This is a genomic window from Streptomyces sp. NPDC043876 (assembly GCF_056435825.1).
Window position 1 is genome coordinate 748,412 of record NZ_JBWKDV010000003.1, and the last position, 26,185, is coordinate 774,596.

Annotated in this window: 24 protein-coding genes and 2 pseudogenes; 13 read left to right on the top strand and 13 right to left on the bottom strand. The window is 71.8% G+C overall.

Features of this window, described 5'->3' with window-relative positions:
• Positions 1–42 precede the first annotated feature (42 nt).
• Entirely contained in the window at positions 43–435 is a 393-nt protein-coding gene (locus tag AC0693_RS12860) for an STAS domain-containing protein (protein WP_469316881.1), read from the bottom strand.
• Positions 436–759: 324 nt separating this feature from the next.
• Here AC0693_RS12860 and AC0693_RS12865 point away from each other — a divergent pair, with 324 nt between their 5' ends.
• Positions 760–1,176, top strand: coding sequence for a CBS domain-containing protein (locus AC0693_RS12865; protein ID WP_468469608.1), 417 nt, complete (start codon positions 760–762; stop codon positions 1,174–1,176).
• Between the two features lie 50 nt (positions 1,177–1,226).
• On the opposite strand, the gene AC0693_RS12870 is transcribed toward AC0693_RS12865, so the two are convergent.
• From AC0693_RS12870 to AC0693_RS12880, 3 genes are all read right to left on the bottom strand, one after another.
• Positions 1,227–2,624, bottom strand: coding sequence for a hypothetical protein (locus AC0693_RS12870; protein WP_478801725.1), 1,398 nt, complete (start codon positions 2,622–2,624; stop codon positions 1,227–1,229).
• Positions 2,625–2,793: 169 nt separating this feature from the next.
• Positions 2,794–3,495 carry a hypothetical protein gene (locus AC0693_RS12875; RefSeq protein ID WP_478801726.1) on the bottom strand — a complete coding sequence of 234 codons (702 nt, stop codon included), beginning with the start codon at positions 3,493–3,495 and terminating at the stop codon, positions 2,794–2,796.
• 132 nt (positions 3,496–3,627) lie between these two features.
• Positions 3,628–4,185 (bottom strand): NUDIX domain-containing protein, encoded by a 558-nt coding sequence (locus tag AC0693_RS12880; protein WP_469316884.1) that lies wholly within the window; start codon positions 4,183–4,185, stop codon positions 3,628–3,630.
• Positions 4,186–4,273: 88 nt separating this feature from the next.
• Here AC0693_RS12880 and AC0693_RS12885 point away from each other — a divergent pair, with 88 nt between their 5' ends.
• The 6 genes from AC0693_RS12885 (at position 4,274) to AC0693_RS12910 (ending at position 10,754) form a co-directional block, all read left to right on the top strand.
• Positions 4,274–5,713 carry a serine/threonine-protein kinase gene (locus AC0693_RS12885; RefSeq protein WP_478801727.1) on the top strand — a complete coding sequence of 480 codons (1,440 nt, stop codon included), beginning with the start codon at positions 4,274–4,276 and terminating at the stop codon, positions 5,711–5,713.
• Positions 5,706–6,086, top strand: coding sequence for a hypothetical protein (locus AC0693_RS12890; protein WP_469316886.1), 381 nt, complete (start codon positions 5,706–5,708; stop codon positions 6,084–6,086). The genes AC0693_RS12885 and AC0693_RS12890 overlap by 8 nt, the downstream gene beginning before the upstream one ends.
• A gap of 197 nt (positions 6,087–6,283) precedes the next feature.
• Positions 6,284–7,138, top strand: coding sequence for a patatin-like phospholipase family protein (locus AC0693_RS12895; RefSeq protein WP_478739125.1), 855 nt, complete (start codon positions 6,284–6,286; stop codon positions 7,136–7,138).
• 117 nt (positions 7,139–7,255) lie between these two features.
• The gene (locus tag AC0693_RS12900) at positions 7,256–8,458 is read left to right on the top strand and encodes a cytochrome P450 family protein (protein ID WP_478801728.1); all 1,203 of its coding nucleotides are present in this window, start codon (positions 7,256–7,258) and stop codon (positions 8,456–8,458) included.
• A gap of 92 nt (positions 8,459–8,550) precedes the next feature.
• Positions 8,551–9,222 (top strand): TetR/AcrR family transcriptional regulator, encoded by a 672-nt coding sequence (locus AC0693_RS12905; RefSeq protein WP_478801729.1) that lies wholly within the window; start codon positions 8,551–8,553, stop codon positions 9,220–9,222.
• 341 nt (positions 9,223–9,563) lie between these two features.
• Positions 9,564–10,754 (top strand): enoyl-[acyl-carrier-protein] reductase FabV, encoded by a 1,191-nt coding sequence (locus AC0693_RS12910; RefSeq protein ID WP_478801730.1) that lies wholly within the window; start codon positions 9,564–9,566, stop codon positions 10,752–10,754.
• Between the two features lie 341 nt (positions 10,755–11,095).
• On the opposite strand, the gene AC0693_RS12915 is transcribed toward AC0693_RS12910, so the two are convergent.
• Entirely contained in the window at positions 11,096–12,169 is a 1,074-nt protein-coding gene (locus tag AC0693_RS12915; RefSeq protein WP_478801731.1) for a YncE family protein, read from the bottom strand.
• A 369-nt stretch (positions 12,170–12,538) separates the two neighbouring features.
• Here AC0693_RS12915 and AC0693_RS12920 point away from each other — a divergent pair, with 369 nt between their 5' ends.
• The 3 genes from AC0693_RS12920 to AC0693_RS12930 all read left to right on the top strand — a co-directional run bounded on the left by AC0693_RS12920 (position 12,539) and on the right by AC0693_RS12930 (position 15,319).
• Positions 12,539–13,063, top strand: a complete 525-nt coding sequence (locus tag AC0693_RS12920; RefSeq protein WP_468469585.1) for a SigE family RNA polymerase sigma factor — start codon at positions 12,539–12,541, stop codon at positions 13,061–13,063.
• Positions 13,064–13,173: 110 nt separating this feature from the next.
• Positions 13,174–14,637, top strand: a complete 1,464-nt coding sequence (locus tag AC0693_RS12925; RefSeq protein WP_478801732.1) for a hypothetical protein — start codon at positions 13,174–13,176, stop codon at positions 14,635–14,637.
• A gap of 274 nt (positions 14,638–14,911) precedes the next feature.
• Complete coding sequence (locus AC0693_RS12930) at positions 14,912–15,319, top strand: STAS domain-containing protein (RefSeq protein WP_468469581.1); 408 nt, start codon at positions 14,912–14,914, stop codon at positions 15,317–15,319.
• A gap of 104 nt (positions 15,320–15,423) precedes the next feature.
• Here AC0693_RS12930 and AC0693_RS12935 read toward each other — a convergent pair whose 3' ends face one another.
• Positions 15,424–16,137: an alpha/beta fold hydrolase gene (locus tag AC0693_RS12935; RefSeq protein ID WP_478801733.1), complete on the bottom strand. Its 714-nt coding sequence runs from the start codon at positions 16,135–16,137 to the stop codon at positions 15,424–15,426.
• Positions 16,138–16,359: 222 nt separating this feature from the next.
• Between AC0693_RS12935 and AC0693_RS12940 the strand changes: the two genes are divergently transcribed.
• Entirely contained in the window at positions 16,360–18,672 is a 2,313-nt protein-coding gene (locus AC0693_RS12940) for a molybdopterin-dependent oxidoreductase (protein WP_478801734.1), read from the top strand.
• A 136-nt stretch (positions 18,673–18,808) separates the two neighbouring features.
• On the top strand, positions 18,809–19,360 hold the full coding sequence (locus AC0693_RS12945; protein ID WP_478739138.1) for an EF-hand domain-containing protein: 552 nt from the start codon (positions 18,809–18,811) through the stop codon (positions 19,358–19,360).
• Positions 19,361–19,373: 13 nt separating this feature from the next.
• On the opposite strand, the gene AC0693_RS12950 is transcribed toward AC0693_RS12945, so the two are convergent.
• From AC0693_RS12950 to AC0693_RS12960, 3 genes and pseudogenes are all read right to left on the bottom strand, one after another.
• Positions 19,374–19,625: an SbtR family transcriptional regulator gene (locus AC0693_RS12950; RefSeq protein WP_478801735.1), complete on the bottom strand. Its 252-nt coding sequence runs from the start codon at positions 19,623–19,625 to the stop codon at positions 19,374–19,376.
• Between the two features lie 196 nt (positions 19,626–19,821).
• A pseudogene (locus tag AC0693_RS12955) lies at positions 19,822–19,896 on the bottom strand (TetR/AcrR family transcriptional regulator); the annotation flags it as partial.
• A 17-nt stretch (positions 19,897–19,913) separates the two neighbouring features.
• Positions 19,914–20,216: pseudogene (locus tag AC0693_RS12960) on the bottom strand (SDR family NAD(P)-dependent oxidoreductase); the annotation flags it as partial.
• 173 nt (positions 20,217–20,389) lie between these two features.
• Between AC0693_RS12960 and AC0693_RS12965 the strand changes: the two are divergent.
• A complete protein-coding gene (locus AC0693_RS12965; RefSeq protein WP_478801736.1) occupies positions 20,390–20,695 on the top strand; it encodes a hypothetical protein in 306 nt (101 codons plus the stop codon).
• 101 nt (positions 20,696–20,796) lie between these two features.
• Here AC0693_RS12965 and AC0693_RS12970 read toward each other — a convergent pair whose 3' ends face one another.
• The 4 genes from AC0693_RS12970 to AC0693_RS12985 form a co-directional block, all read right to left on the bottom strand.
• The gene (locus AC0693_RS12970; protein ID WP_478801737.1) at positions 20,797–21,696 is read right to left on the bottom strand and encodes a hypothetical protein; all 900 of its coding nucleotides are present in this window, start codon (positions 21,694–21,696) and stop codon (positions 20,797–20,799) included.
• Positions 21,693–22,706, bottom strand: a complete 1,014-nt coding sequence (locus AC0693_RS12975) for an SPFH domain-containing protein (protein WP_469335113.1) — start codon at positions 22,704–22,706, stop codon at positions 21,693–21,695. Before AC0693_RS12975 ends, AC0693_RS12970 begins: the two co-directional genes overlap by 4 nt.
• Before the next feature lie 88 nt (positions 22,707–22,794).
• Positions 22,795–23,226: a VOC family protein gene (locus AC0693_RS12980; RefSeq protein ID WP_469316899.1), complete on the bottom strand. Its 432-nt coding sequence runs from the start codon at positions 23,224–23,226 to the stop codon at positions 22,795–22,797.
• 129 nt (positions 23,227–23,355) lie between these two features.
• A complete protein-coding gene (locus AC0693_RS12985; protein WP_478801864.1) occupies positions 23,356–26,145 on the bottom strand; it encodes a helix-turn-helix transcriptional regulator in 2,790 nt (929 codons plus the stop codon).
• Positions 26,146–26,185 lie beyond the last annotated feature (40 nt).

Below are 26,185 nucleotides of genomic sequence, written 5' to 3' on the forward strand. Positions count from 1 at the left end.
CCCGCACGTGGGGGCGTGCCCGGCTGCGGGTGCGCGGGGGGCCTACCGCTCGGCGGAGTCGGTGCTGTCGCGCGTGCGCTGTGCGCGTTCCTCCAGGAGGCGGCGGAACCCGCCGACCGCGTACCGCTCGCCGGTGGCCGTGCCGGGGCCGGGGATACCGGCGAGGTCGGCCATGTACCGCTGGGGCTGGGCCTGCCAGCCCGTCACGACGACCCGCAGGCCCAGGCATTCGGCGCGCCGGTGCACCTCCAGGAGGTGCAGCAGCCCGTCGGCGTCCATGACCTCGACCTGGTGCAGGTCCAGCAGCAGGTCGCGCACGCCCGCGCGGCCGCCGTCCAGCACCTCCCGGAGGGCCGCACCCGCGTCGTGATCGAGTGCGCCGCCGGCGCTGACCAGGACCGTACCGCCGCAATGCTGGACGTCGACCGTGATCAATGCGTTCTCCTCACGTCACCCGCACGCGACCGTGCCTGCGGGTCTCCATCCTGGCGTGCCGCTCCCCGGAGCCGTCGCGAGGCTCGCTGGAGCGCGGAAACCGGAAGCGGAAACGGAAGCGGAAACGGAATACGAAGGGCGTCGCGCGGCATACGGGTGTCAGGCAGCCGGGTGCTGTGCCCGCTCCGGGGTGGTTGTGGGCCGGATGCCGTTACCGGCCGACCGCGACGGGCACCCATAGGCCCGTGGCCGGTTCCCGTCGGGGAACGGCCCGCACGCACCCACGAACACGTGGACGAGGACGAGGACGAAGGAGCAAGAGGGATGACGAAGGCCCGCGACATCATGACGGCGGACGCGACGTGCATCGGCGCGAACGAGACGGTACTGGAAGCGGCGAAGAAGATGGCCCAGCTGAAGGTCGGCTCGCTGCCGATCTGCGGCACCGACGAGAAACTCAAGGGGATGCTCACCGACCGCGACATCGTGGTCAAGGTTCTCGCCGCGGGCAAGGACCCCGCCGGCGTCAAGGCGGGCGACCTCGCCCAGGGCGAGGCGGTCACCATCGGTGCCGACGACGACGCCGCCGAGATCCTGCGGACCATGGGCGAACACCAGGTCCGCCGCCTCCCGGTCATCGACGGGCACACCCTCGTCGGCATCGTCGCCCTCGCCGACGTCGCCCGCGCCCTGCCCGACACCAAGGTCGGCGACCTGCTCGAGACGATTTCGCAGAACTGACCGGTCGGACCGACCGGATCGACCGGAACAATCGCTCCGGCTGCCGGGACTCAGTCGCCCCCGCAGCTCGACCCGCAACCGGATCCGCAGCCGCCGCCTCCTCCGCTGGGCCGGTGGCCGGAGCTGTTCCCGCGCCCCCGGCCGGAGGAGCCGCGCGGCCGGTTCGTGCGGCGCTCCTGTGCCTTGCGTTGTCGCTCCCGGTAGCGCTCCTCGCTCTCCTGGCGCTCGCGGAGCCGCTCATGCTGCCGGGCAGCGCCGTCCGCCGGTTCCCACGGGCCCAGCCGGTGGCGGCGGTCCGGGCGGAGCGGGACCGTGGTCACGGTCGCGTGCATCCGCGCCGTCTCCTGGTGGTGGTACTCGGCACGGGCGTATGCGAGGACGACTTCGTCGCCCTCCGCGAGGGTGCCGTACAGAATCGCTTCGAAGGGTTCGTGCCGCGGGTCGATGTCGTGGTGCCCGTTCCCCATCGCGTAGGCCGAGCTGCTGCCCAGGAACCGCGTCGATGCGCGGGTGTCGTCCTTGCGGGGCACGTACGGGATCAGGGGCGGTGCCGAGCGGGTACGGGCGTCCGCGCACACCCAGTGTCGGCCGCCGGACCCGGCCCGCACGCCGACGATCAGTGCCGGTTGCCGCTCCTCATGCAAGCGCCGAGCCGCCCGGTAGGCGAGCTGACCATGGCCGTAGAGGGTGGAACCGGCCACCACGAGTACCAGCACGATGCCCTGTTGTCCGACGGCGTCGAAGGCCTCGCCGGACGCGGTCAGGTCCCCGTACAGGCCGTCGGTGAGGATGGCCGCGGCGAGCGGACAGAGCGCCAGGCCGAGGTAGACCTGCCAGTGTCCGCGGTGGCCGTCCGATTCCGGGGTGCCCTCGGGTAGCCAGAAGCGGCGCGCTCCCGCGGCGGCGCGGGCCAGGGCTCGCTGGCGGCGTCGGGCCCGTAGCCGCAGGCAGCTTCCTGTGAAAGCGACGGCGCAGGCGACGAGGACGACCAGCCACCCCGCCCGCGCGGGACGATTGATATCGCCGTGCCGGACCAGAGTCAGGGCTGTCTCGACGGCGACGAATCCGGCTGCGGTGACGGCCGCCACCGGAAGGTACCGGTACCAGAGCGGCAGGCCGGTCAGCAGGACCAGACCCGGATACCTCAGCCAGTCCGTCCCGTCCCCGAGCCCGCTGTGCCAGGCCGCGGACGTCGACGAGAGCCGGAACAGCAGGACGTACGCCGCCGCCACCAGGGCGGCCAGGATCCAGCCGCCCACGCCCGGAGCGAGAACGGCGGGGACCGCCGCCTTCCGCCACCGTTCGGCGTCGGCCACGGCCCAGGTCGCGATGCCGCCCCGGGACGCGGGCCGCGAGGCGACACCGTCCCGGGTCACGGACCAGCCGCCGTCTCCACCGCCTTCGGGCAGGATCGAGGCGGGCAGATATTTGATGTGATACTCCGTCACCCGCGAAGCACCGCCCCGCGCTCCCGTACGCTCATCCCACGCTCCCCCCACGCTCGCTCCCCACGCGTCCCCGCCAAGTCTGCCCCCCCGAGGTCCTCCGCCCCACCGTGCAGAACGCCCTTTTCGGCCAAGCCTTCCGGCGGGGGAGGGCGCTCCGCGGGGCAGCGGTTCAGGAAGCTTTGGCGGCACTCTGAATTCGGGGTACGAAGAGCTGGGCCAAGGAGCGCACAGTGGCCGGGTCCAGGGAGCCGCCTCCCTCGTCCTCCAGCCTCACCTGGGCGATGACCGTGCCCAGGCACATGCTGAGGTCAATGCCGTCCAAGCTACCGGCGTTGCGGACGTAGGCATGGCTCTCGACGCCGGGCACGGGCGGCACCTCCGCCTTGCCGTATTTCGCCGACCAGGTCTTCTCCTTGTGGCACGCGGCCTCGGCGGCCTTCTTGTCGGCGTAGGCCTGGATGATGAAGTAGGCGGTCTCGCCGGCCGCCTCGAACTTCGTCGAGCCCTTCGCGATGCCGGTGCAGTCCCAATGAGTGTCCGCACCACAGTCCGCCGCGGACTTGGGCTGATCCTCGACAGCCGCGCGACCGGTCTTCGGCTTCCACCCCTTCATGGACTCCGGGTCGGGGAGAGCCTGTCGGATCCGGTCCTCGGTGTTGAAGACGGTGTCGAAGTCCGCCTTGCCGCCTTTGGGCTCGGAACCGCCCCCCGCGCCCGAGTTCGCACCTGATGCCGACTTCTCCGGAACCGTCGTATCGGACCCGCCCCCTCCACAGGCGGCAGCGCAGACCGCCAATGCCACCAGAACCGCCGCCCTCGAACCCATGCCGGACCTCAACTGCATTCCCCGTTCCCTCCGTTCGCCGGACAACCCGTCAGGCTGCCGATCATCGGGTGATCCTGGCAGCTGACGGCGACGGTGATCAACCAGATACCACCCTCGGGGGAGACAGCCGCGACAGCTGATGCGCCGCCGGGCATCGGCCCGCAAGCCACCGGCCGGTCATGGCGCGCCCTGCACCGCAACGGCAGTCGGACCGTCGATGGGACGACGATCTCTGATCCCGTCGACGTACTGCTTCATCCGGAGGCGGTCTTCAGGGAAGTACCCCTGCCAAGGCTCGTCCAACGGCAACCAGGCCGCGGGCTGCCCGTCCTCCGGGGTCAGTGGAGTCCGGTGGTCGACGACCGCCGTGTACGTCGCACCCATGACAGCGGGAAGGCCGGGGTGGTACGAGCGCACCGTGACGGCGGCTGCGGCGCCGTGAAGCTCCACAGTCAGCCCGGTTTCTTCGAGCAGCTCCCGCGCAGCCGCCTCTCGTGGTGTCTCTCCCGGGTCCACCTTCCCGCCCGGCGCCACCCACCCGCGCCATGGGTGATTCACCATCAGGACGTGTGTCAGAGCCGCATCGAATACCCATGTCTCCGTCGCCAGCGGACCCTCCTGGGACACCCCGGGACGGAGCAGCCACCGCAAGGCATCGTCGTACTCGGCCATGGCTTCCCGCGCATCACGGATGGCGGCTTCGAGCGTTCGGGGTTCTATCAGCCTGCGTGTCACCTGGCCGAGAGTACGACGAGCCTCTGACAGCGAGGCGCTTCGCGCTCTCGGCTGTGTACCCGGCTCCTCCGGTGCCACGATTCGGTCGATGGCCCGGCGCGCCCGTCCGGGATTCCGTACGCTGAACCGCATCCGCAAGGGCGAGACCGAGTGGGGGAGCATGGCCGGCGCAGAAGGAGCAGGGCCCGTACTCGGGGGCCGGTACCGGCTCGTGCGCCCGATGGGTTCCGGCGGATCCGGGCGGAGTTGGCAGGCGTACGACGAGTTCCTCGGCACCCGTGTGGTCGCCAAGTGGTTAGAGGCGCCCTGGACGCTGACCGCGGACGAGCGCCGGGCCTGGCTCCGGTCGATGGAGCGGCGGGCGCGGTGGACGGCCGGACTGCCCCGCCATCCGAACCTGGTGGCCGTCCAGGATGTGGTGGTCGAGGGTCCCAGCGTCTGGACCATCACGGAGTTCGCCGAAGGGCGATCGCTCGCGGCCCGCCTCGCGGAGCAGGGGCCGCTGAGCACGCCGGAGGCGGTACGCGTCACGGCCGCGCTGCTGGCCGCGTTGCAGGCAGCGCACAGGGTGATGTACGTGCACGGCGGCGTCCGTCCTGGCCATGTGATGCTGGACGGCGACAGGGTGGCGCTGCTCATCGACCCGGAGACCGCCGCCCCCCTCGGGGAGACCGGGGACGACGAACCGGCCGCGATCAGCGGCCTCATGGGCCGGGTGGACTACCTCGCGCCGGAGCGGATCAGGGGGCTCCCTCACGAGCCGCGGAGCGACCTGTACGCCCTCGGGGTCACGCTGTACGAGGCTGTCGAGGGGACCTCGCCGTTCCGCCATGACTCTCCCCAAGCCACCCTGATCGCCATCCTCAACGAGCCGTTCCCACCCATGCGGCGCGCGCCCTCGCTGCAACCGCTGATCGAGGGGCTCCTGCGGAAGGACCCCGCGGACCGCCTCAGCATCCCCGTGGCCGCCATGATCCTGGCCAGTTCCGCGTCCGTCGGCGAGGACGCCCCGCAAGCAGCCATGCCGCGACCAGCCGCGGCCCCTGCTGCGCCCGGCTGGGAGTACGACCGCGTCGCCGCGCAGGCCGTGCCCGAACCGATGCCGGCCCCCGGCCCCCCGTACCCTCGCACCGCCACGGCATCCGGCGGCGCCGGCGCGCTGATCGTGACCGCCGCGCTGCTGCTCACCCTGGTCGTGGTGTGCGTTCTGCTGGCGCGCCGGGTGCTGGAGTACGCGGACTCCCTCGCGGCGGCCTCCTTTTGGCCGTCTGTGCTGTCATGGATGGGATTCGCGCTCGGGCTGCTCGTACTCGCGTACCAAGTGCGCGTCACCGTGCGCCAGGACGGCTCGCGGTCCCCCGTGCGGTCACGGCTGTCGCTGGTACCGCCGCCGCGGTGGTCGCCACAGGAGCTCGCCGCCCGCCGAGAGACGGCCGAACGCGCCGTCGACGAGTCCTTGCTGCGGGTCGACCAGCGGCTGGCAGCCGCCTCGCCCCGGCCGAACCGGAACGGGGGCATCGATGTCTGAGCAGGATCCCGCCGCCCCGGTTCCGGAACCGCCCGCTGCCCCGCCCGCGCCTCCCGTGCTGGCCGCGAGCGCCATGTCTGCCTTCCCCCACGCGGACGAGGCGTTGAAGTGGAAGGACATCGAACCCGACCACCTCGCATGGCGGCGCGCGCTGGTGGAGCGCCAGCTGCGCCAAGAGCGTCTGGACCAGTGGGTGGGCTACGGGTTCCGGCTGCTGGAGTACGCGATCGTCGTGGGCTTCGGCGCGGTCTTCGCCTGGCTCGGCTTCTACGCGGTGGACCACAAGGCCTCGGCGCAGGCAGCCCCGCTGATCGGCGGGGGAATGGCCGGGCTGATCAGTGCGGTGCTGGCGGTACGGAACCGGCGGAACTGAGGGCCCACCGCGCCGAGGCCGGGCGGTAGGGGCGGGTTCACAACTACCCGCGGGCGGGCAGCGGTTCGCTGCCGTGCGTGCCGAGGTCGCCGTCGACAAGAAATGGGGACTACTCCCCGTTTCAGTGGTAGCGTCCCGTGTCAGCGAAACGGGGAGTAGTCCCCGTTTATGGTTCAGGCTGCGGAGAGCGGAGGATCATGACTACCACCACCACCACGACCACGGCTTTGGTGCTAGGTGGCGGGGGAGCGGTCGGGCTCGCCTGGACGGTCGGCATGCTGGCCGGGCTGGCAGACGAGGGCCTCGACCTCTCCGGCGCAGACGTGACGATCGGAACCTCCGCCGGCTCCGTGATCGGTGCCCGGCTCACCTCCGGCATACGGGCCCAGGCGATGTACCGCGAAGAACTCGACGGCGCCCCGGAGCTCGACGTCAGCGTCACGCTGCGCCAGACGGCCCGCTTCCTGTGGGCCGCCCTCGGCTCGCGCGACCCGCAGCGCTGCGCCCAGCGCCTCGGGCGGGCCGCGCTGGCCTCCCGTACCGTTCCCGAGTCGGCCGTGCACGACGCGGTCGCCGTACTGCTGGCGGGCGTGCGCGAGTGGCCCACCGCCGACCTGCGGCTGACCGCCGTCGATGCCCGCAGCGGGGAAGTGGCGACGTTCGACTCCTGCTCGGGCATCGCTCTGCCCGACGCGGTGGCGGCCAGCTGCGCGGTGCCGGTGGTCTGGCCGCCCGTATCGGTCGCGGGCCGCCGATGGATGGACGGTGGCAGCCGCTCGACGGCCAACGTGCACCTCGCCCGCGGCGCTCACCGCGTCGTCGCCCTCGCCCCGATCCCCGAGGCCGTCGGGCCCCACCCGAGTGCCACCGTCCAGGGCGCCGAACTGGTCGCCGACGGGGCACTGGTGGCGGTCCTCACCCCCGACCGAGCGTCCCGCAGGGCCTTCGGCCGCAACATGCTCGACCAGAGACGCCGTACGGCCGCGGCCCGCGCCGGCCATGCCCAGGCGACCTCCTGCGCGGACGCCGTCCGAGCGGTGTGGACCGCTTGACGAACCGGAGCGCACGGAGCGCACGGAGCGCACGGAGCGCACGATGCGCGGCGGTGTCCGCTGATGCGTGGCGCAACCCCACCCCACCCCCTCTCCCACAAGGACCAGAGGAGCACCATGCCCGCCCCGACCCTCGTCGAACTCGCGCCCACAGGAACGGACTTCGCCGCCGACCCGCACTCCCTCCACGCCGCACTGCGCGAGAAGGGACCGGTGCACCGCGTCCACATCCCCGGGACCGGTGACGTCTGGCTCGTCCTCGGCCGCGCGGAGGTGCGCGCCGCGCTCGCCGACCCCCGCCTGCGCAACGACGTACGGCACTCCGCGACGTGGGAGAGCGACGGCGGCAACGCCATCGGTCTGAACATGCTCCAGACCGACGCGCCGCAGCACACCCGCCTGCGCGCCCTGGTCGCACGCGAGTTCACCGCCGGCCGGATCGAGGTCATGAGGCCGCGCGTGCAGCAGATCGCCGACGGCCTCCTCGACGCCCTGCCGCCCGCCGGGACGGTGGACCTGGTCGCCCATTACGCCCTGCCGCTCCCCCTCACTGTCATCTGCGAGCTCCTGGGAGTCCCCGTAGGGGACCAGCACCTCTTCTCCCGCTGGTCGACCGAGCTCGTCGCACCGTCCTCACCCGCCGCGGCGGGCGCCGCGGGCGCGGAGTTGAGCGCCTACTTCGCCGCGCTCATCTCCGCCAAGGCCGCCGGTCCCGGACCGGATCTGATGAGCGCCCTCGTCGCGGCCTCGGCCGCACCGGACGCGCTCCGCGCCGAGGAACTGCTCGGCATGGCCTTCCTGCTGCTGGTAGCCGGGCACGAGACCACGGTCAACCTCATCTCGGGCGGTGTCCTGAACCTGCTGCGCCACCCCGACCAGCTCGCCGCGCTCCGGGCGGACCCCGGCCTCCTCGACGGCGCCGTCGAGGAGATGCTCCGCCACGACGGGCCCGTCACCGCGGCGGCCTTCCGGTACGCCGCGGAACCCCTGGAAATCGCGGGAGTCCGTATTCCGGCCGGGGACAGCGTGATGCTCTCGCTGGCAGCGGCCTCCCGCGATCCCGCGCACTTCGCCGACCCCGACCGCTTCGACATCCGTCGCGCGGGCCGGGCACACCTCGCCTTCGGCCACGGCATCCACCACTGCCTGGGCGCGCCGCTCGCCCGCGTCGAAGGCCGCATCGCCGTGGCCACCCTGCTGCGGCGGCTGCCGGACCTCGCCCTGGCCACCGGACCCGATTCCCTCGTACACCGCCCGAGCACCATGCTCAGGGGCCTGACCGCCCTGCCCGTCCGGTGGTCACGGCGGCTCCCCGTCTGACAACGCCACCGCGCGGGCTAGCATCCGTACCGGACCACCGCCCCCCGGTACCGGGGGGCGTACGTGGGCACCGGCGACGCGAGGAGTGGACAGTGACCCCGGGTACGGAACGGCCCGTGCCGCTACGGCGTGACGCGCTGCGCAACCGCGAGCTGCTGCTGGCCGCCGCGCGCCAGGCCTTCGCCGCCCAGGGCCTGGACGCCCGCCTGGACGACATCGCGCGCCGGGCCGGCGTCGGCAACGCCACCCTGTACCGGCACTTCCCCACCCGCGCCGCCCTCATCGACGCCGTCTTCCGGGACGCGCTCCAGGGCACGGTCGACGCCGGGGAAGAGGCCCGCGGCGCAGCCGACCCCTGGGCGGGGCTGGCCGCCTACCTGGAGACGGTCTTCACCGTGCTGGCGGCGGACCGGGGGGTCAACGACCTGATGACGACCCCGATCGAGGGAGTCACGTCCCTCGACGCCGTCCACGTCCACAACCGCGAGACGATCGCCCTGCTCATGGACCGCGCCCAGAGTGACGGCACGATGCGCCCCGACGTCACCGTCGAGGACCTGCTCCTGAGCCTGGCCACGCTCGGCCGATCGGTCCCCTCCCTGGCGGCCGCGGGACCACCGCACGCCTGGCGCAGGCAACTGACCCTGTTCCTGGACGCCTTGCGCGCCGCGCCGCGCCCTCCATCGAACCTGCCCGCCCCGGGCCTCACCGCGGAGCACCTGGCGGCAGTACTCGCCGACCTGGGCCCCCACCGCCCCACCTGACCGGAGCCCGGCCCGTCGGCGCTCCCGGCTCCCGGGTCGAGGCGGTTCCGTATGCCGGTCTCGCGGGCGGCGGGCTCCGTCCCGGGCACCGCGCCCACGGGGTCGTTCGCGGCTTCGGAGCTCGGGCGGGTGGCGTACGAGATGGCGTACGGCGGCTACCAGCTCGGCGGCAGGGATGTGGTCGCCCTGGATCGCCCCCATGGGGCCGTCAATGCCGGAAGCGACAACCCGCGAGCAAGTTCTCCGTACCGCGCTGGCACAAGTCACCACCGTCGACGCCGATACGCTCCCTGGAGAGGTCTCATAGACAGCCTCACCCCCTTCAGCGGAACGGACACCCCGTGAGCCTCCGGCAGATCGAACCGAAGCAGCGCGGCTTCCTGATCGTCAACTCCCACCCCACCGGCTCCGCCGAGACGGTCACCCGGATGTGGGACGAGATCCCGCCCCGCACCGACGGCGGCAGCCCCGTGGTCCTGCTCCTGGGCCACAGCGCCGGATACGGCCTGGCCACCCTGCTCACCGGGTTGCGCCGACATGGGATCCGCGGTGTCGGCGTCGCCTACGAAGGCGCCGAGACCGACCGGCGCACCGCCACCGCCGGCTGGTACCGCACCGCGGCCGCCGCCCGCCTCGCCGCCGAAGCCGGCAACGACTTCGTCTTCGTCAACACCGATGCCTTCTCCGAGAAAGGCAAAGCGGAAGTCCTCGACCTCGTCGCCGAACGGTTCGGCGCGGTCGACTACCTGATCTACAGTCTCGCCGCGCCCCGGCGCACCGACCCGGACACCGGGACGGTCCACCACTCGGTGATCAAGCCCATCGGCCTGCCCTACCAAGCGCCCGCCCTGGACTTCTCCGACGGCACAGCCAAGGTCGGCAGCATCCGCCTGGAGCCGGCCACCGACGAAGAGATCTACGCGACGGAACAGGTCATGGGCGGCGCCGACTGGCAGCTGTGGGTCGAAGCCCTCGCCGAACGTTCCTTGCTCGCCGAGCGTTTCACCACCGCCGCGCTCACCTACATCGGCTCGGAACTGACCGCCCCGGTCTACCGCCAGGGCACCATCGGCGCCGCGAAGAAGCACCTGGAGAACACGGCCGGAGACCTGAACGACACCGTCCTGGCAGCCGGCCAGCGGGCGTTCACCGTCGTCGCCGGAGCCGCCGTCACCCAGGCCTCCAGCGCCATCCCCTCCATCGCCCTCTACACAGCGTTCCTCCACACCGTCCTCGGTGACGATTTCCGCACCACCGCTGAACAGGCACAAGACCTGTGGGACCAGCTCACCGGCACCACCCCCCTCGTCACGGACGAGCAGGGCCGCATCCGCCTGGACGGCTGGGAACTCGACCCGAAGGTTCAGGACCGGGTACGGGAACTGTGGGCCGACCCGCAAGCCGGACTCGACTCCTGTCCCGGGAGCGCCGACTGGTTCATGACTCAGCTGCGCGCACTGTACGGGTGGGGAGTTGACGGCGTCGACTACGACCACCCGGACCAGACCACCATCGCGTGGCCCACGCCGTAACACCGGGCGACGCTGAGGACGGGTCGTCACCGGGCATCACAACGACGTCCTTACCCATGTCGGCCCCGATGAGACCCAGGATCAGTCGCACCTTTCGTTGGGGCTGCTCGGCCGTTCCAAGCGCCACCGGGACGGTACCGAGCTTCGCATCGCGCACGTAGAGGACAAACGCGGCTCGGCAGACTCGGCCTGAGTACTGCGTTCCGTCGCAGGGGGTTGCCCGGCGAGTGTCGGCTCCGTGGTGCAGGTGATGCGGACTGGAGGTGGGCCCGCCGTGGTGTTGGCGACGGGGTACGTCAGCGATGACGACGGCGTGTTCCACCTGGACGTTCGTATCGCCGTCACAGCCGGCCGACGGCTACCCCCATGGTGTCACCGGCGCCGACGGTGATGGGGGTCACGGCGTTGGTTGCGGTGTTGATCGCGAACACGGTTCCCTGGGCTGTCCCGTTGCCGTAGGAGCCGACGACGTAGGCGCTCTTGCCGTCGGGGGTGAGGGCCACCTTCGAGGGACGGAAGTACCTGCCCGACCCGGTGTCCGGCGGGATGTCACCGATGGGGATGGTCTTGGTGACCTTGTCGGTGGTCAGGTTGATCACCGACACCTTGCCCTGCCTGATCTTGTTGTCGACGCCGACCACGTAGGCCCGCTTGCCGTTGGGGCTGATCGTCAGCCCGCCCGTGCCGGCACCGGGAATGGTGCGGACGATCTTCTGCTTCACGAGGTTCACCACCGAGACGGTGCCGCTGCTCCCGGTCACGTAGAGGCGCTTGCCGTCAGGGGTGACCGCCATGCCGTTGGCCGCTTCGTTGAGGCGGATGGTGGCGATGACCTGGTTGTCGGCGGTGTTGATCACGGACAGGCTGCCCTTGCCGTCGGCCACGTAGAGGCGCTTTCCGCCGGGATTGATCACCACCTGGTCGGGCCTGCTGGTCTTGATGGTGGCGGAGACCTGGTTGCTGGCGGTGTCGATCACCGACACCTTGTCCCCGTCGAAGCGGTTCTGGACGGCCACGTAGACGTGCTTGCCGTCCGGGGCGATCGCTTCCCCGTAGAGGAGGTCGGGAGAGAGTTCGTCCTTGTCGAAGGGGATGTCCGTGACGCTCTTCTTGGCGATGGTGACCGCCGACACGTACTTGAAGGCGTTGGTCACGTAGAGGCGGGCGCCGTCGGGGGTGACCACGACCTGCTCGGGGCCGCCGCCGACGGCGGTGGTTCCGAGCCCCTGGACCTTGTTGGTCCTCGTGTCGATCGGGTACACGTGGCCGTCGAGGCTGGTGACGTAGGCGTAGACCTGCCGTTGCGGCTTCGGCGGGTGCGGGGCGGCCGTGGCGGGCGCGGGTGCCAGGAGTGCCAGCCCTAACGTGACGGCTACCGCGACGGTTCGCCGTACAGCGGATCGCTGAAAGTACACGTGGACCTCCGGATCGACGTGATGGGCTCTCGTGCCACCCGGTGTACCGCCGCGACTGACCAGCCGTCAGCGGATCTGTACGTCAGTCACCCGGAAGAGTGCCAGGCTGAGCAGCGCACGCGACGGGGGACGGAACGCGGCCTTTGACCGTCACCCGGAGTCGCGCACCGGCGGAAACGAACAGCCGCCCACCTTCCCGATCAGCCGGGTCAGTTGGAAGATCCCGGATCCGATGGGCGGAACTGCACGGACGAGTCACGGCCTGGAAGCCTACGTTCCGTGAATTGCCTCATTTTCCTTCCTCCAGGGTGCAACATTTCCCCGCCCCCGACGCGTCGATGGAGTGAGTCGGAAGCAGGGGGGACGGGGATGGGGCAAGGACGCAGGGAGGGGTTCCGCGAGTTCGCGGAGGGCCGGGCGGGGAGTCTTTACCGGTCGGCCTGTCTGCTGGCGAGTGGGGACACCCATCTCGCCGAGGACCTCGTGCAGGAAACCCTGGGCCGGATGTACCTGATCTGGGGGAGAGCATCCAGCATCGACAATCCGGCCGCGTATGCGCAGACGGTGCTGGTGCGGGAATTCCTCAAGCACAAGCGCCGCCGCTCCGCGGGGGAACGGCCCTTCGCCGCTCCGGCGGAGTCGGGCGGGAGAGCGGCGCTCCCGGTCGCGGGCGCCGATCCGGTCCTGCGGCTGACCTTGTTGGATGCCCTCGGCCACCTGGCGCCCAAGGACCGGGCGGTGCTCGTCCTACGGTATTGGGAGGACCGCAGCGTCGAGGAGACCGCCGAGGCCCTGAGCGTCAGCTCGGCTGCCGTGCGTACGCGCAGTTCCCGCGCCCTCGCCCGGCTGCGCGCGGAACTGGGCGGGAGCCTCAGTGTGTTCGTGGCCACCTGAGACCGGCGGACCTTCCCGTCGGTCCGCCGACCGCCCGTCGTCCTCGTCACATCCCTCGCCGGACCACGCACCGGCACGCTTCCCCACCACCACCCGGAAGGTGATCCAGCATGCCCTTTGAAGATGAACTCGGTGCGGCCCTGCGGCGCACGGGAGACGGATTCGTCCCCGGCCGCCCGGACCTCGTGGCCGCGGGCGAAGCGCGCGGGCGCCGACTGGTGGCCCGCCGTCGGGCCGCGGTCGTCACCGGTTCGGCGCTGGCCCTGGCCGTCATCGGCTCCGCCGGAGCCTACGGAAGCGGTCTGCTCGGTGTCGGCACCGGAAAGCACGGCTCGGCGAACGTGGCCGCCGCCCCCGTCGCCACCACCCAGACGGCCGCCGCCTCCACCCCGGACACCGTGCAGCCCGCCGGCGGGATCAGCGCCGCCCGGCTGATCGAGATCTACCGGCAGTTGCTGTCGGGCGGCCGCGTGAGCGACACCACGGCCAGCGTGCCGGGCGGCGCCGACCAGTCGCCGAACGCGGCGGTGGCCGGCGTGTACGACGACGGCAAGGGCCGCGCGGCGATCTCCGTCGGCCTGGCCCGAACCGATCCGCACGGACAGGCGGCCGAGGACATGCTGACGTGCCCCGACCCCAAGCTCGTCCCCTACGACTCCTGCACCCTCGAGACGCTGCCGGACGGCGGCCGGCTGAACCTCTTCCAGGGCTACGAGTACCCCGACAAGCGCGAGCCCACCAAGCTGTGGCGGGCCGTCCTGGTCACCCGCGAGGGCTACCAGGTCGACGTGTCGGAGTGGAACGCCCCCGCTGAGAAGGGGCAGCCCGTCAGCCGCCCCAACCCGCCGCTGAACAACGCCCAGCTGAAGTCCTTCACCACCTCGGCCCAGTGGCGCCAGATCCTGAGCCGTCTCCCCGCACCCCAGCAGGCGCCGCAGGGGACGGACGCCGCGGACACGAAGACGGCGAACGGAGCGAGCACGGACACCCCCGCGGGCGCAAACGCCTCCAGCGGTACGACCACGGACAAGGTCAGGGACAAGGGCAAGAACAGCGGCGCCGCCACCGCGGGCGACCCGCACGCGTCCGGGCAAACGGCTCCCGCGCCCGACCAGGGCAACACGGGCCAGGGAGACACAAGCCAGAGCGGCGAGGGCCACGGTGGCACGGTCGCGGTACTGGAGTCCCTCATCCCGAAGTCCGGCATCACCGTCCTGCGCAGGTCCGGACAGCCCGGGTACGGCTCCCTCGTGCTGGACGACGGCAAGGGCGCCTCGCTGGTCCAGGTCAATGTCCAGGAGGACATGGGCGAGGCACTCAAGGACCGTATGAAGGGCCCGGGCGTCATAGTCCTGCCCGACGGCACCCGGGTGCTGGCGCAACAGAAGTCAGGCGAAAAGGGCGGCTCGGGCGTGCTCTGGTGGAGCGTGGACACGCTGCGCCCGGACGGGCGCCGGGTGGTCGTGTCGGCCTTCAACACGGGTGACCAGTCGAAGGCGGCGACCCGGGCCAAGCCCATCCTGACGATGGAGCAGATCAAAGCCATCGCCCTCGACCTGAAGTGGTGGGCCTGACCACTGGCGCGGGGGCGGCGGACCGGGTGTGCGCGAGGCGCACCCGGTCCGCCGAATCGGCGACGGCAGCTTCCCGCACCCGATCCCGGCCGAATAGACGTAACAGCCACAGCGGCAACCCAGCCCCAGCCCCAGCCGCAGTCGGAGTCGGAGTCGCCAACTCTCCACGTTGCTGCCCGCGCGTCAGCGAGCCTCACATCGGTCCGGGGGAACACCGCGCCAGGATGAGCAGCAGCCCCGAGGGCCCCAGTGCCCCGGGCAGAAGGAGAGCGCATTGATCACCACGAACGTCCAGCGCCACGGAACGGTCCTGGTCAGCGTTACCGGGACGCTCGACGAGGACACGGGCGCGGCGCTCCAGCAGTCGCTGGCCGCTGTCACGGCCGACGAGCGGGACCTCATGGTCGACCTGCACGGCACGATGTCCATGGATGCCGACGGCTTGCTCCACCTGCTGGCCCTGCACCGGCGGGCGGAAAACCTGGGCCTGCGCGTCCTGGTCGTCGGCTGGCAGCCCCAGCCCCAGCAGTTGATGGCTGATGTCGCGGGCATCCGCGGTCGCGGCGCGGCCACCGGCGAGCGGTACGCCGTGGCGGGCTTCCGCAGGCTGATCGAGGAACGGGCTCAGCGTGCCCGAGACCTTTCGGATTTCGGTGCGGGATGGCTCTCCGCCGGCCACTAGTCGATCTTGATGCCGGACGGGGAACCGTGCCGTCCGTGATGGTCAGGGTGACCGGCCGTGGCTCTTGCCCCATGAATGATCTTCATTCATGGGGCGGGGTGATCTCACTCCAGGGCAGCATTGAGGAGGATCTGCGCCAGCTCGCGCGGCCGGGAGAACATCGGCCAATGGCCGGTGTCCATCGTGACCAGCCGCCAGCGCTTGCTGTTCAGCAGCTCAGCCACATCTTCATCGGGCTCGGCGTCGTCAGGCTCGGCCCCTGGCATCACGCACAGGACGTATGTCGCCGGAAGTTCACTGAGCGGCCCCGACAGCACAGCGGGCTCGGTCAGCGTGGCACCTGGATGAGGTGTCGAACCACGCACGAGGCGTGCGATCTGCTCATCGGTGAGACCTTCGCCGTCGTAATGGGCAGCGGGCGCGAGCGGCCAGAACCCTCCGCTCTCGGCGATCGCAGCCTCCACTGCCGCCCCGCCGTCCGGCCAGGCGGAGACGAACGACTCGCCGTCGGCCGGAACACTTGAGTCGACGAATACCACGCGGGCCAGTCGGTCACCGATCCGCTCCGCGGCCTGACCCACCGGGATGCCCGCGTAGCTGTGACCCACCAGGACCACGTCACGCAGACCCTGGCGTTCCACCTCGGCCACGATGTCCTGGACGTGGGTCGCTTGCCCCGCCGGTACACCCTGCTTGTCAGCAAGACCGGACAGCGTCAAGGGATGGACACCGTGGCCGGCCGCGCGCAGATACGGCACCACCTCGTCCCACGCCCACGCCCCGAGCCGTGCACCTGCAACCAGTACGAAATTCACCATGCCCGCACCGTAACCCTGCGGTCGACTGCACGGCCGTTCCGGGTGCCATGGTCGAAGTGATCCCCGGTGCAGTCGCCCGCATCGACGGGGTTGGACAGCGGGCCACAGGGGAAGCCTCCGTCCCGCGGACCGCGGACCGCAGACCGCCGGATGAAGGGCGCAGCCTCTGCGACGTGAGCAACTGCTGTCCGAGAGCGGGCCATTGAGGGAGGGAGTCGACGCATGGCGGAACGACGCATGCCGGTTGCCACGCACTGGGGCAGCTTCGTCGCGGTGGTCGACGACGGCCGATTGGTCCGGATAGAGCCCAGGGCGGATGACCCCGCTCCCTCGCCGATCGGGCCCGGCATGGTGACGGCCGCCGACGACAAGGCCCGCATCCTGCGCCCCGCCGTGCGCAAGGGATGGCTGAACGGGCTGCCGCGAGCCGGCGACACGGCCAGGGGTGCGGATGCCTTCGTAGAGGTGAGCTGGGACGATGCGATCACGCTCGTCGGCGATGAACTCCTCCGGGTGCGTGCGCAGCACGGGGACAGTGCGGTGTTCGGCGGATCCTACGGATGGGCGAGCGCGGGCGCGTTCCACAACGCGCAGGGGCAACTGCACCGGTTCCTGTCGTTGGGCGGTGGATACACCGACTCCCGCAACACCTACAGCACCGCCGATCTGGAGGTCATCCTTCCCCATGTGATCGGCGGGCATCCGTGGAGCTACCAGTCCCGGATGCCGATGTGGGACGAGATCGCGGAGAACTGCGAACTCGTGGTGGCGTTCGGCGGGCTGGCGCTCAAGAACAGCCAGATCAATCCTGGTGGGCTGGCCAGGCACCAGACGCAGGACCTGCAGCGCCGGTGCCGTGAAGCCGGGGTGCGGTTCGTGAACGTCAGTCCCCTCCGCAGCGACGTCGCCGGCTTCCTCGACGCCGAATGGCTGCCCGTCGTCCCCAATACCGACACCGCCGCGATGCTCGGCATCGCCCACACGATGCTGGTCAACGGGTGGCACGACGAGGACTTCCTTCGCCGGTGCTGCGTCGGCTTCGACCGCTTCGCCTCCTACCTGCTCGGCACGGTCGATGGCGTCGCCAAGGACGCTGCCTGGGCCTCGGGAATTTCCGGCATCAGCCGCGACACGATCACCGGCCTCGCTCGCCGCCTCACCACCCAGCGTTCGCTGATCATGGTCAACTACGCGGTACAGCGGGCGGATCACGGCGAACAGCCGATCTGGATGTCCGTCGTACTGGCCGCCATGGCGGGGTCCATGGGGCGGCCCGGCTGTGGCTGGGGCGCCGGTTACGCGACGATGGACGCGACCGGCGTTGCCCCGGGCCGCCCCTCCGTCGCGTCGATCCCGGACGTGGCCAACCCGGTTCCGGATTTCATCCCTGTCGCAAGGATCGCCGACACCCTCCTGCACCCGGGCAGGACCATCGACTACGACGGCCTGCGCCTCACGTTGCCCGAGCTTCGCCTGATCTACTGGTGTGGTGGCAATCCGTTCCACCACCACCAGGATCTCCACCGGCTGGCCCGAGCCTGGCAGACCCCTGACACGGTGGTGGTGCACGAAGCCTGGTGGAACACCACGGCCAAGTTCGCCGACATCGTTCTTCCCGTGGCCACCAGTCTGGAACGCGACGACTTCGCCGCCGGATTCTCGGACCCCCACCTCGTGGCGATGCCGGCAGTCCGCGAGCCGGCGGGCGAGGCGCGCACCGACCACCACATCTTCGCCGCCTTGGCGGCCCGGCTCGGTTACCGGAAGGAGTTCACGCAGGCGCGCTCCGAGATCGAATGGGTCCGACACCTTTACGAGCAGACGAGGGCCGGCCTCGGCGATGACGGGGCACTGCCGGGCTTCGACGACTTCTGGCGAACCTCCACCGCTGAGCTGCCGGCGTTGACCGGACCGTTCCCCGGCAGCTTCGAGGCGCTCCGCTCGGATCCGCAGCGTTTCCCCCTGCCGACGCCGTCCGGCCGCATCGAGATCTTCTCCGAGGAGATCGACTCGTTCGGCTACGACGACTGCGCCGGGCATCCGACGTGGTTCGAGCCCGTGGAGTGGCTCCGTGCCGATCTCTCGGACCGCTTCCCGCTGCACCTGATCTCGAACCAGCCCGCCTCGCGCCTCCACAGCCAGTACGACAACGGTGGCCACAGCCTCGGTTCGAAGCTCCGTGGCCGGGAGCCGGTGACGCTGAATACGGTGGACGCCGCGTCGCGCGGCATCGGGAGCGGCGCGATCGTACGCGTCTACAACGACCGGGGCAGCTGTCTCGCGGGCGCGGTCCTGTCGGACGACGTCATGCCGGGCGTCGTGCAGCTCTCCACCGGAGCGTGGTGGGATCCGGTCCAGCCGGGCCGGAGCGGCACGTTGGACCGGCACGGCAATCCGAACGTCCTCACGGCGGATCGCCCGTGCTCGCGCCTGTCACAGGGGCCGAGTGCGCTGAGTGCGCTGGTGGACGTCGAGTTGTACGACGGCCCCCTGCCTGATGTGCTCGCCTTCACGCCACCCCGCCTGGAACATTGATACGAAGGGCTCCCGGGCCGGCGGGCACGGATCGACGTATCCCCTGGTCAAGCACGTAGGAGGCCGGTCCCGACCGTCGTGGGACCGGCGGCGCGAGGTTTGCGCCTGCGTGACAGCACGCATACGGTGCGCAGTCATGACTGCACTTCAAGTCCTCAAGTACGGCCAGTGGTTCAGGGGCGCCGATGTCGATGGCGACGGGTTCATCACCCAGCAGGACGTCCGCATGATGAGCGAGCGTTACGTCACCGCCCGCGGCGCCACCCCGGACTCCGCGACCGCCCGCCGGCTCACCGAGGGGATGGACGGGTTCTGGACGAACGTGATCGCCCCGATGGATCAGGACGGTGACGGAAAGGTGGACCTGCGGGAGATGACCGAAGGGTTCAGGCGCGTCCTGACCGACCGCGCCCTGTACCCGGAACAGATCGAGCCGGTGACCGACTGCTTCTTCGATCTCGTCGATCTCAACGGAGACGGCAAGATCGACCAGGCGGAGTTCCAGCGGATGTTTGCTTCGATCGCCGCTGTCCCCGGCGAGGACTGCGCCGCGGTCTTCGCCGCCTTGGACCGGGACGGCTCCGGTGCGCTGGACCGCGCCGAGTTCCATGAGGCGATCACGGAGTTCTTCTACGGCGATGACCCGGACGCTCCTGCCAACCACCTCTTCGGCAGGGTCGCCGCCTGACGGCCGGGGCAGGTCAGGCAGTTCCGGAGGGGGCGGCCCGCAGACCGTCGAGCAGCGTGGTGAGATAACGGTGCGCTGCGTCGGTCCGGGCCGCAGGGGGGCCGCCGTGGACGGTGACGGCGTGGGCGATGCCGCACATCAGCGGGACGAGATCGGCGGCGGACACCTCGGGACGGACCACTGCGGCCTCGTGGGCCCGTTTGAGGAGTTCGGTGCCGGTCGTGGTCAGCGACTGCCTGAGATCCGTGGGTGCGGGGGAGGGCATCGGCCGGTGCGGCGGTGACGAGGGCCAGGGAGGCGTCGGTGATCTGGGCTTCGAGGGTCCGTGTCAGGAAACCTTCGAGCGCGCGCCAGGGGTCGGTGTCGGCCAGCGCCTGATCGCCGTGTGCGGCCAGGGCTTCCAGGCAGGGCGTGGCCACGGCCTCCAGGAGCGCTTCGGGGGTGGCGAAGTGCCGGTAGACGGTGCCGACGCCGAGTCCGGCACGGCGGGCGACGTCGTTGAGCTGCAGCGTGACACCCTGATCGACCAGGGCGATGGCGCCACGCCGCCCAGCTCGCGCCGGTCGGGGAACATCGCCCCGACGTTGTTGACCAGGACGGTCAGCCGATCCCCCGAGGCTTCGTGCTCGGCTGCTATCCGGTCGGCGAGGGCGCGCACCTGATCGAGCGAAGACAGGTCGGCGGCGAGGAACCGACCCGGTCGCGCCGGCCCCGTGGCGTTGATCCGGTCCACCGCCTGGGCGCCGCGCTCGGCGCTCCTTCCGACCACTGTGACCGCGAACCCGGCGGCGGCCAGCCCCAGCGCCGTCTCCAAGCCGATGCCGTCCGTGCCGGCTGTCACCACGGCTGTCTTCATGTGCTCCTCCACCCCAAGCAGATTGGCTCGGGATCTTCGTACGGAGGAAGGGGGATCACGCGCACGACGTCCAGCGTGTTCGCCGGTTGGGGAGGCCGACTGCCCGCCTGGCGATCGGCGCGGGGCACGCTTGCTCACCATCCGGCCCGGGGAGATCCGTTAGCCTGCCCGGCATGTCAGTGAACATTCAATTCAGTTTCCGTGTGTCGAACGTGGCGGACGTGGCGCAGGCCGAGGTGATCCTCGCGGAGCTGCGGGAGTTGCTGCAGGACGAGGGCATCGACGACCAGGTCCGCCTGGTGGCGGAGAAGGAGGACGGTGCCTGGCTCGTCGGGGGAAGGACCACTTTCCCCCTCATCGTGAGCCGCTCCTACCTGTGGTGCCCGAAATTCGAGGAGTCCGTCGCTTGGTACGTGAAGGAGGTGGCGCCGTCCGCGACGGTGGTGCTGGATTGGGGTTACCCGGACGAGCAGCACTGACGGCCGGGCCCCGGGTGTCCCCGCCCCAACCCTTGGGGGTGGGGGCACCCACGCGCCGCGCCGCTGCGCCCGGCCCGCTCTGTCGGCCCGCGCAACCGCGCTCACGTCACCAGGTGCAGCGCCGTTTCCGCGATGCCCAGCCGTACGCTCTGGCCCCAGGCCAGTTCCAGGGCGTCCGCCTCCATGCCGTCGCCGAAGACCACGATGCGGTCCGATTCCACGGTCAGCCGCAGCCCCTGCCCCCGCCCCAGTTCACCGGCGACCCTCGTCGTTCCGGTCGTGGGGGAGGGCCAGGCCTCGCGCACGAACCACATGAGGCGCTGGTCGCAGGGGGCGGGCGGAGCCGAGGAGCTGCCGCGCTCCAGCCACAGGGAACGGAGCCAGCCGGTGGCGCCCGTACCGGTTCCCACCAGTACCCCGGAGGAAGCCTGGGCCTCGTCCGGGCCCGTGTCGCCGTCGGAGCCCAGGCGGTAGCGGGAGGTCTGGTGGCCGCGCGAACCCAGGTAGATCTCGTTCAGCGCGAGAAGGCGCTGGGTGTCGTCGGCGACGACCTCGACCATGGTCAGCGCCTCCGTCCGGCCCCCGGCGGCGGTCGCCGCGCGCAGCAGGGCGGCCGTGTCGGCGCAGCGGTGGCGGACCAGCACCCCCGGATTGCGCCCCGGGTCGGTGTCGATGCCCACCACCGGCTGTCCGCGCAGGTACTTCGCGGTGTTGGCGACCAGACCGTCCTGGCCGACCACGACCACCACGTCCTCCGGCGCGAACAGGAAGCGGTCCAGGTCCGCCCGTTCCACCCGGGAGCTGCGCCAGGTGAGCGGCACCGCCGCCGCCACCTCCCGCAACGCCTCCCGGGTGCGGTCGTGGCGGCGGACCACCCCGTCGATGGAGCGGCCCCGACTGGAAAGGAAGAACGCGGCCTGGCCGTGCGTCCCGTGCCGGGCGAGCAGTTCCTCGTACTCGGTCCTGCGGTGCACGAGCACCGCGCGCGGGGCCAGGCTCACGCGTCCACGCCGCCTTCCGGCCGTCCGAGCCGGGTGAGGAGGCCGGTGAGGACGTCGGGAGAGAGCGTGACGCTCTCGATCCGCGGCAGGTTCTCCGCCAGCCGGGTCACCGCCAGGGCGTGCAGCGTGCCCGGCCCGGTCTCGTCGTGCACGCGCAGCCAGGCCGCCTGCACCTCGGCGCGCGCCGCGCCCGTCGCGCGTGCGGCCTCGGCGTCGGCGCGGGCCAGGCTGACCTTGCGGGCCGCCTCGGTCTCGGTCCGGATGCCGTCCGCCGTCGCCTTCTCCTCGGCCTCGCGGCGGGCGTTGGTGCCCCGCTGGTCGATCAACTGCTCCTCGCGCCGGGCCAGTTCAATCTGACTGGCCAGCTCGTTCTCGGCGATGGTGCGCTCGCGCTCGACGGCGACGGCCCGCCGTTCGTAAGTGGCCCGGTCCGCCTCCTGCTGGATCTGCTCGCGAGCCGGGGTCCGCAGGGCGCGCTCCACCTCGGCCTCGGGTCGGATCGCCACGACCCGCACGGCCACCACGTCGATGCCGGTGGCCGGGAGCCTGGGCTCCTCGGCGAGGCCGGCGGCGACCCGCCCCCGTACGGAGGCGACGCCGTCCACGAGGGCGACGGCCAGCGGAGTCCTGGCCAGCACGTCCAGCGTGTGCTGCTGCGCCGTCTCGGTGAGCAGGGTGGCGATCTGCTCCAAGGGCGCTCCGCGCCAGACCCCGGTGTCCGGGTCGACGGAGAAGTCGAGCCGGTCCGCGGCCTCGGCCGGGTCGCTGATCCGGTAGGTGACGGTGGCCTGCACGGCGACGTCCTGGAAGTCGGCCGTACGGGCGTGGAACGCCATGGCCAACTCCCGGTCGTCCACCGGCACTTCGGACAGCGCGGCCGACAGTGACCGGTACCAGAAGCTGAGCCCCCGCCCGTCATGGACGAGCCGGCCGCGCTTGTGGTGGCGGATGTGGGCGGTGGGCGCGGAGCGCAGATGACGCCAGCCGAAGCGCCGGATGATGTCGGCCATGGTGGAGACCCCCTTGATTTCGTCAAAAAGACGATAACGAGGGGGCGTGTATATCGTCAAGTGGACGAAAAGGGGCCGTGGGAAGCGGTCAGCGTTCCGACAGCTCCGAAGGCGCTTCCTGGACGACCCAGCCGTTGCCATCGGGGTCGGTGAAGGTCAGGAAGGAGTTCCAGGTGCCGCCCTTGCCGTCCTCCCAGCCCTTCTCGCCGACGTGCCGCACCGGCGACACCTCCACGCCGCGCGCCTCCAGCTCGTCCCTCGCGGCCTCGATGTCGGTGACGCACAGCTGCGGGCCCTGCAGCGTGCCCGGTGCCATCTGGCGAGCACCGGGTGCCGGGGGCATGCCCTGCAGCAGGGCGATCGCGCAGCGCGATCCGGGCGGGGTCAGCTGGATGATGCGGATGCCGGGTGCGACCTCGCTGTCGACGTCGACCGTGAAACCGACCTTGTCGGCGTAGAACTCCTTCGCCCGGTCCATGTCGGTGACAGGGACCGGAACCACTTCGAGCGTCCAGTTCATGAAGCGCCTCCTCGGAACGAACGGTGTACGGGCGAGGTCCACCGTCGCCCACGGGCCGCCCGCGCACCAGCCGAAACGCGGTGGACGACGCAGAATCGGCGGCTCGTCCCACTCCGCCACCCGGGGCCGTCAGGACCGGGTACCGCCGTTCTCGGTGCGGTGGACCAGACCGGAGAGCTCGGTCCGCGAGCGCACTCCGAGCTGGGCGAAGACGTTGCGCAGGTGATGGTCGACGGTTCGGGGGCTGACCGAGAGGCTCAGCGCCACCTCCCGGTTGGTGGCGCCCTCCGCGACGCAGCGCGCGATGCGCAACTGCTGCGGCGTCAACCGGGCCAGATCGCCCGCCGGTACGGGGGCCGGTGCGTCACCCGTGGCCCGCAGCTCGGCGCGCGTCTGCGCGGCCCAGGCCGGGGCGCCGCACCGCTCGAAGGCGACCAGCGCGTCCCTCAGTCGGCTCTTCGCCTCCGCCGGCCGACGCCGCCGACGCAGCCACTTCCCGTGGAGCAGCAGGGTACGGGCCCGCTCGAAGTCGCCGTGCGCCGTCTCGTGCCGGGTCAGGGCCAGGGCGTAGAGGGCGTCGGCGGTGGCGTCCGGCGCGGCGATCAGGGCGCGGCAGCGGGCCAGTTGAGCGGGTGCCTGCGGATCGGCGCCCTGGGCGGCCCACAGGGCGAACTCCTCGACGGCCGCTTCGGCTTCGGCCGATGCACCGGACAGCACGGAGGCTTCGACGAAACAGGGCAGGGCGAGCATGCGGACGGCGAAGTGACCACGCCCGGGGCCCGGCCGGGTCAGCGGGCCGAGGCGGGCGGCGGCCTCGAAGGGCCGGCCCCGGCACAAGTCCGCGCGCGCCAGAGCCCATTCGGCCAGGGTGACCGCCTGGAGGAGCCCGTGCGGCCGGGCGATCTCCGCAGCGGCGCCGGCGTGCGCCGCGACGGCATCCGCGTCGGCCTCGACCGAGGCGACCAGCGCCAGGATCGCGTGCTGACCGGCGGCCACGTTGCGCTGGCCCGCCCGGTGGGCGGCGCGCAGGCCCTCCCGCGCATGGGCACCGGCGCGTGCGTGCTGGCCGGCGCGCAACTCGGCGTACGCGAGGTGTTCGAGGATCCGGGGGGTGAGGGCGGCCAGTTCCTGCGCTCGCGAGACGGCCAGGGCCCGGGCGTTGGCCCGGCACGCGGCCGCGATGTCACCGAGCACCAGGGCGGCCACCCCGGCCCGCAGCAGGCGGGTGGCCTCGTCGTCGTGGTGCGCACGGTGGATCACCCGGCGCAGCGGCCGCACGGCCTCGGTGAGGTGCCCGCCGAGCGCGGCGCGCAGCCCCGTGCGGTAGTCGCGCTCCGGATCGTGCGGGGACGAGGGGGACGGGGCCACGGCGTCCGTGGTCGGCGCGTCGGCGTCGGCGGAGTCCCGGGCGGGAGCGGGGACGGGGGAGTCGGCCAGGGCGGCGAGACAGGCACCGGCGTCGCCCGCGGCCCAGGCCGCGTCCATCGCCTCCATCCTGGCTTCCAGGGCCCCTTCGGCGTCGGACGGTCCGAGCCGCTGCGCTGCCACGAGCAGAGCCTGGTAGGCGTCCCCGACCGGGCCGTCCCGCAGGGCGAGGCGGCCCCGGACGAGTTCCGTGCGGGCGTGCCCGCTTGCGGACAGGGCGCCGTCGCGGCTCGCCGCGAGCAGCCGGCGCGCCCTGCGCGGGTGTCCGGCCAGGCGGGCGTACTCCGCCGCCGCGGTCAGGTGTGCGTTGCGGGCATCCTCGTGGGCGGTGAGTCCGGCGGCCCGGGCGAGCGCGGCCGAGCGTTCCATGCCGGACGTCGGCGTGCCGTGCGCGGCCGCGCTGACGAGGGCGGCCGCCAGTGCGGCGTCGGGACCGGGCGCGGCCAGGGCGAGGTGGAGCAGGTGCCGCAGACGGTACCGGTCGGCGTCCATGACCGAGGCGAGCAGGGCGTGGGCCGCCCGGCGCTGCGATGACGGCGCGCCGGTGTAGACGGTCCGCCGGAGCAGGGAGCTGCCGAACGCGATGCGGTCGCCGTCGTGGCGCACCACTCTCGCCGTCTCGGCGGGGTCCAGGGCGGCCGGGTCCACGGCGGCCTCGCGGGCGGCGCGCAGCACCAGGGACGCGTCCGCGCCGTCCGCGTCGGGGTCGGGTTCGTGCGCGGCCGCGGCGAGGAGGAGCAGGTGTCGCGTCTGGCTCGGCAGCGGGGCGAGGCGGCTGCCGAAGGTGGCCCACAGGGTGGCGCTGTCCACGAGCGGGCGCGGTAAGGGGCGGTGGCCGCCGAGTTCGTCCGGGGTCAGGCGCCGGGCCAGGGCCACCAGGACGGCGGGGTTCCCTTCGGCCTCGGACAGCAGTTCCGCCCGCACGGCCGGGTCCACGTCGGCGCCGGTGAGGTCGTGGAGCAGAGCGGTCGCCGCGCCGTCGTCGAGGGGGCCGAGGCGGAGCACGGGCAGCGCCGCGAACGCGGGCTCGTCCGTCAGCTGCTCCGCCGCCGAGAGCAGGAAGGCGGTCGGTGGCTCGGAGCCGGCGTCACGTGCGGCTGCGGCGAGGACGGCCCGTGAGGGCGCTTCCCACAGGTGTACGTCGTCCACGCAGACGAGCAGCGGTTCGCCTGCGCGGACGTACCGCCGCAGCAGCCGGGACAGGCCGGCCGCCGCCAGGTCCGCCGCGCACGCGGACCGCGGCGGCGCGGCGTCGCCCCCGAGCTCGGCCGCCGCGCACAGCAGCGCGTGCACGCCGTCGTAGGGCCGGGGATCACGGGGGAGGGGCCGGGGGCGCAGGACGGTCCCGAGGCTGAACTCCCGCCCCACGGCGTCCAGTAGAGCGGTGCGGCCCCGTCCCGGCTCCGCCGCGAGCAGCAGTGCGCCGCCGCGCCGGGACCGGAGGTGGTCCCACAGCGCTTCCACGGCTGCCCTTTCGGTCGTCCGGCCGTACATCCGGCGAGGACGTCCCGCGGTCGTCTGTCCGGTCACGCCG

What these genes read in the sequence shown, in the direction of transcription:
- AC0693_RS12900 (WP_478801728.1), top strand. Translation starts at nt 7,256, where the DNA reads ATGCCCGCCCCGACCCTCGTCGAACTCGCGCCCACAGGAACGGACTTC.
- AC0693_RS12895 (WP_478739125.1), top strand. Translation starts at nt 6,284, where the DNA reads ATGACTACCACCACCACCACGACCACGGCTTTGGTGCTAGGTGGCGGG.
- AC0693_RS12925 (WP_478801732.1), top strand. Translation starts at nt 13,174, where the DNA reads ATGCCCTTTGAAGATGAACTCGGTGCGGCCCTGCGGCGCACGGGAGAC.
- AC0693_RS12935 (WP_478801733.1), bottom strand. Translation starts at nt 16,137, where the DNA reads ATGGTGAATTTCGTACTGGTTGCAGGTGCACGGCTCGGGGCGTGGGCG.
- AC0693_RS12965 (WP_478801736.1), top strand. Translation starts at nt 20,390, where the DNA reads ATGTCAGTGAACATTCAATTCAGTTTCCGTGTGTCGAACGTGGCGGAC.
- AC0693_RS12945 (WP_478739138.1), top strand. Translation starts at nt 18,809, where the DNA reads ATGACTGCACTTCAAGTCCTCAAGTACGGCCAGTGGTTCAGGGGCGCC.
- AC0693_RS12940 (WP_478801734.1), top strand. Translation starts at nt 16,360, where the DNA reads ATGGCGGAACGACGCATGCCGGTTGCCACGCACTGGGGCAGCTTCGTC.
- AC0693_RS12950 (WP_478801735.1), bottom strand. Translation starts at nt 19,625, where the DNA reads ATGCCCTCCCCCGCACCCACGGATCTCAGGCAGTCGCTGACCACGACC.
- AC0693_RS12985 (WP_478801864.1), bottom strand. Translation starts at nt 26,145, where the DNA reads ATGTACGGCCGGACGACCGAAAGGGCAGCCGTGGAAGCGCTGTGGGAC.
- AC0693_RS12980 (WP_469316899.1), bottom strand. Translation starts at nt 23,226, where the DNA reads ATGAACTGGACGCTCGAAGTGGTTCCGGTCCCTGTCACCGACATGGAC.
- AC0693_RS12885 (WP_478801727.1), top strand. Translation starts at nt 4,274, where the DNA reads ATGGCCCGGCGCGCCCGTCCGGGATTCCGTACGCTGAACCGCATCCGC.
- AC0693_RS12920 (WP_468469585.1), top strand. Translation starts at nt 12,539, where the DNA reads ATGGGGCAAGGACGCAGGGAGGGGTTCCGCGAGTTCGCGGAGGGCCGG.
- AC0693_RS12975 (WP_469335113.1), bottom strand. Translation starts at nt 22,706, where the DNA reads ATGGCCGACATCATCCGGCGCTTCGGCTGGCGTCATCTGCGCTCCGCG.
- AC0693_RS12865 (WP_468469608.1), top strand. Translation starts at nt 760, where the DNA reads ATGACGAAGGCCCGCGACATCATGACGGCGGACGCGACGTGCATCGGC.
- AC0693_RS12890 (WP_469316886.1), top strand. Translation starts at nt 5,706, where the DNA reads ATGTCTGAGCAGGATCCCGCCGCCCCGGTTCCGGAACCGCCCGCTGCC.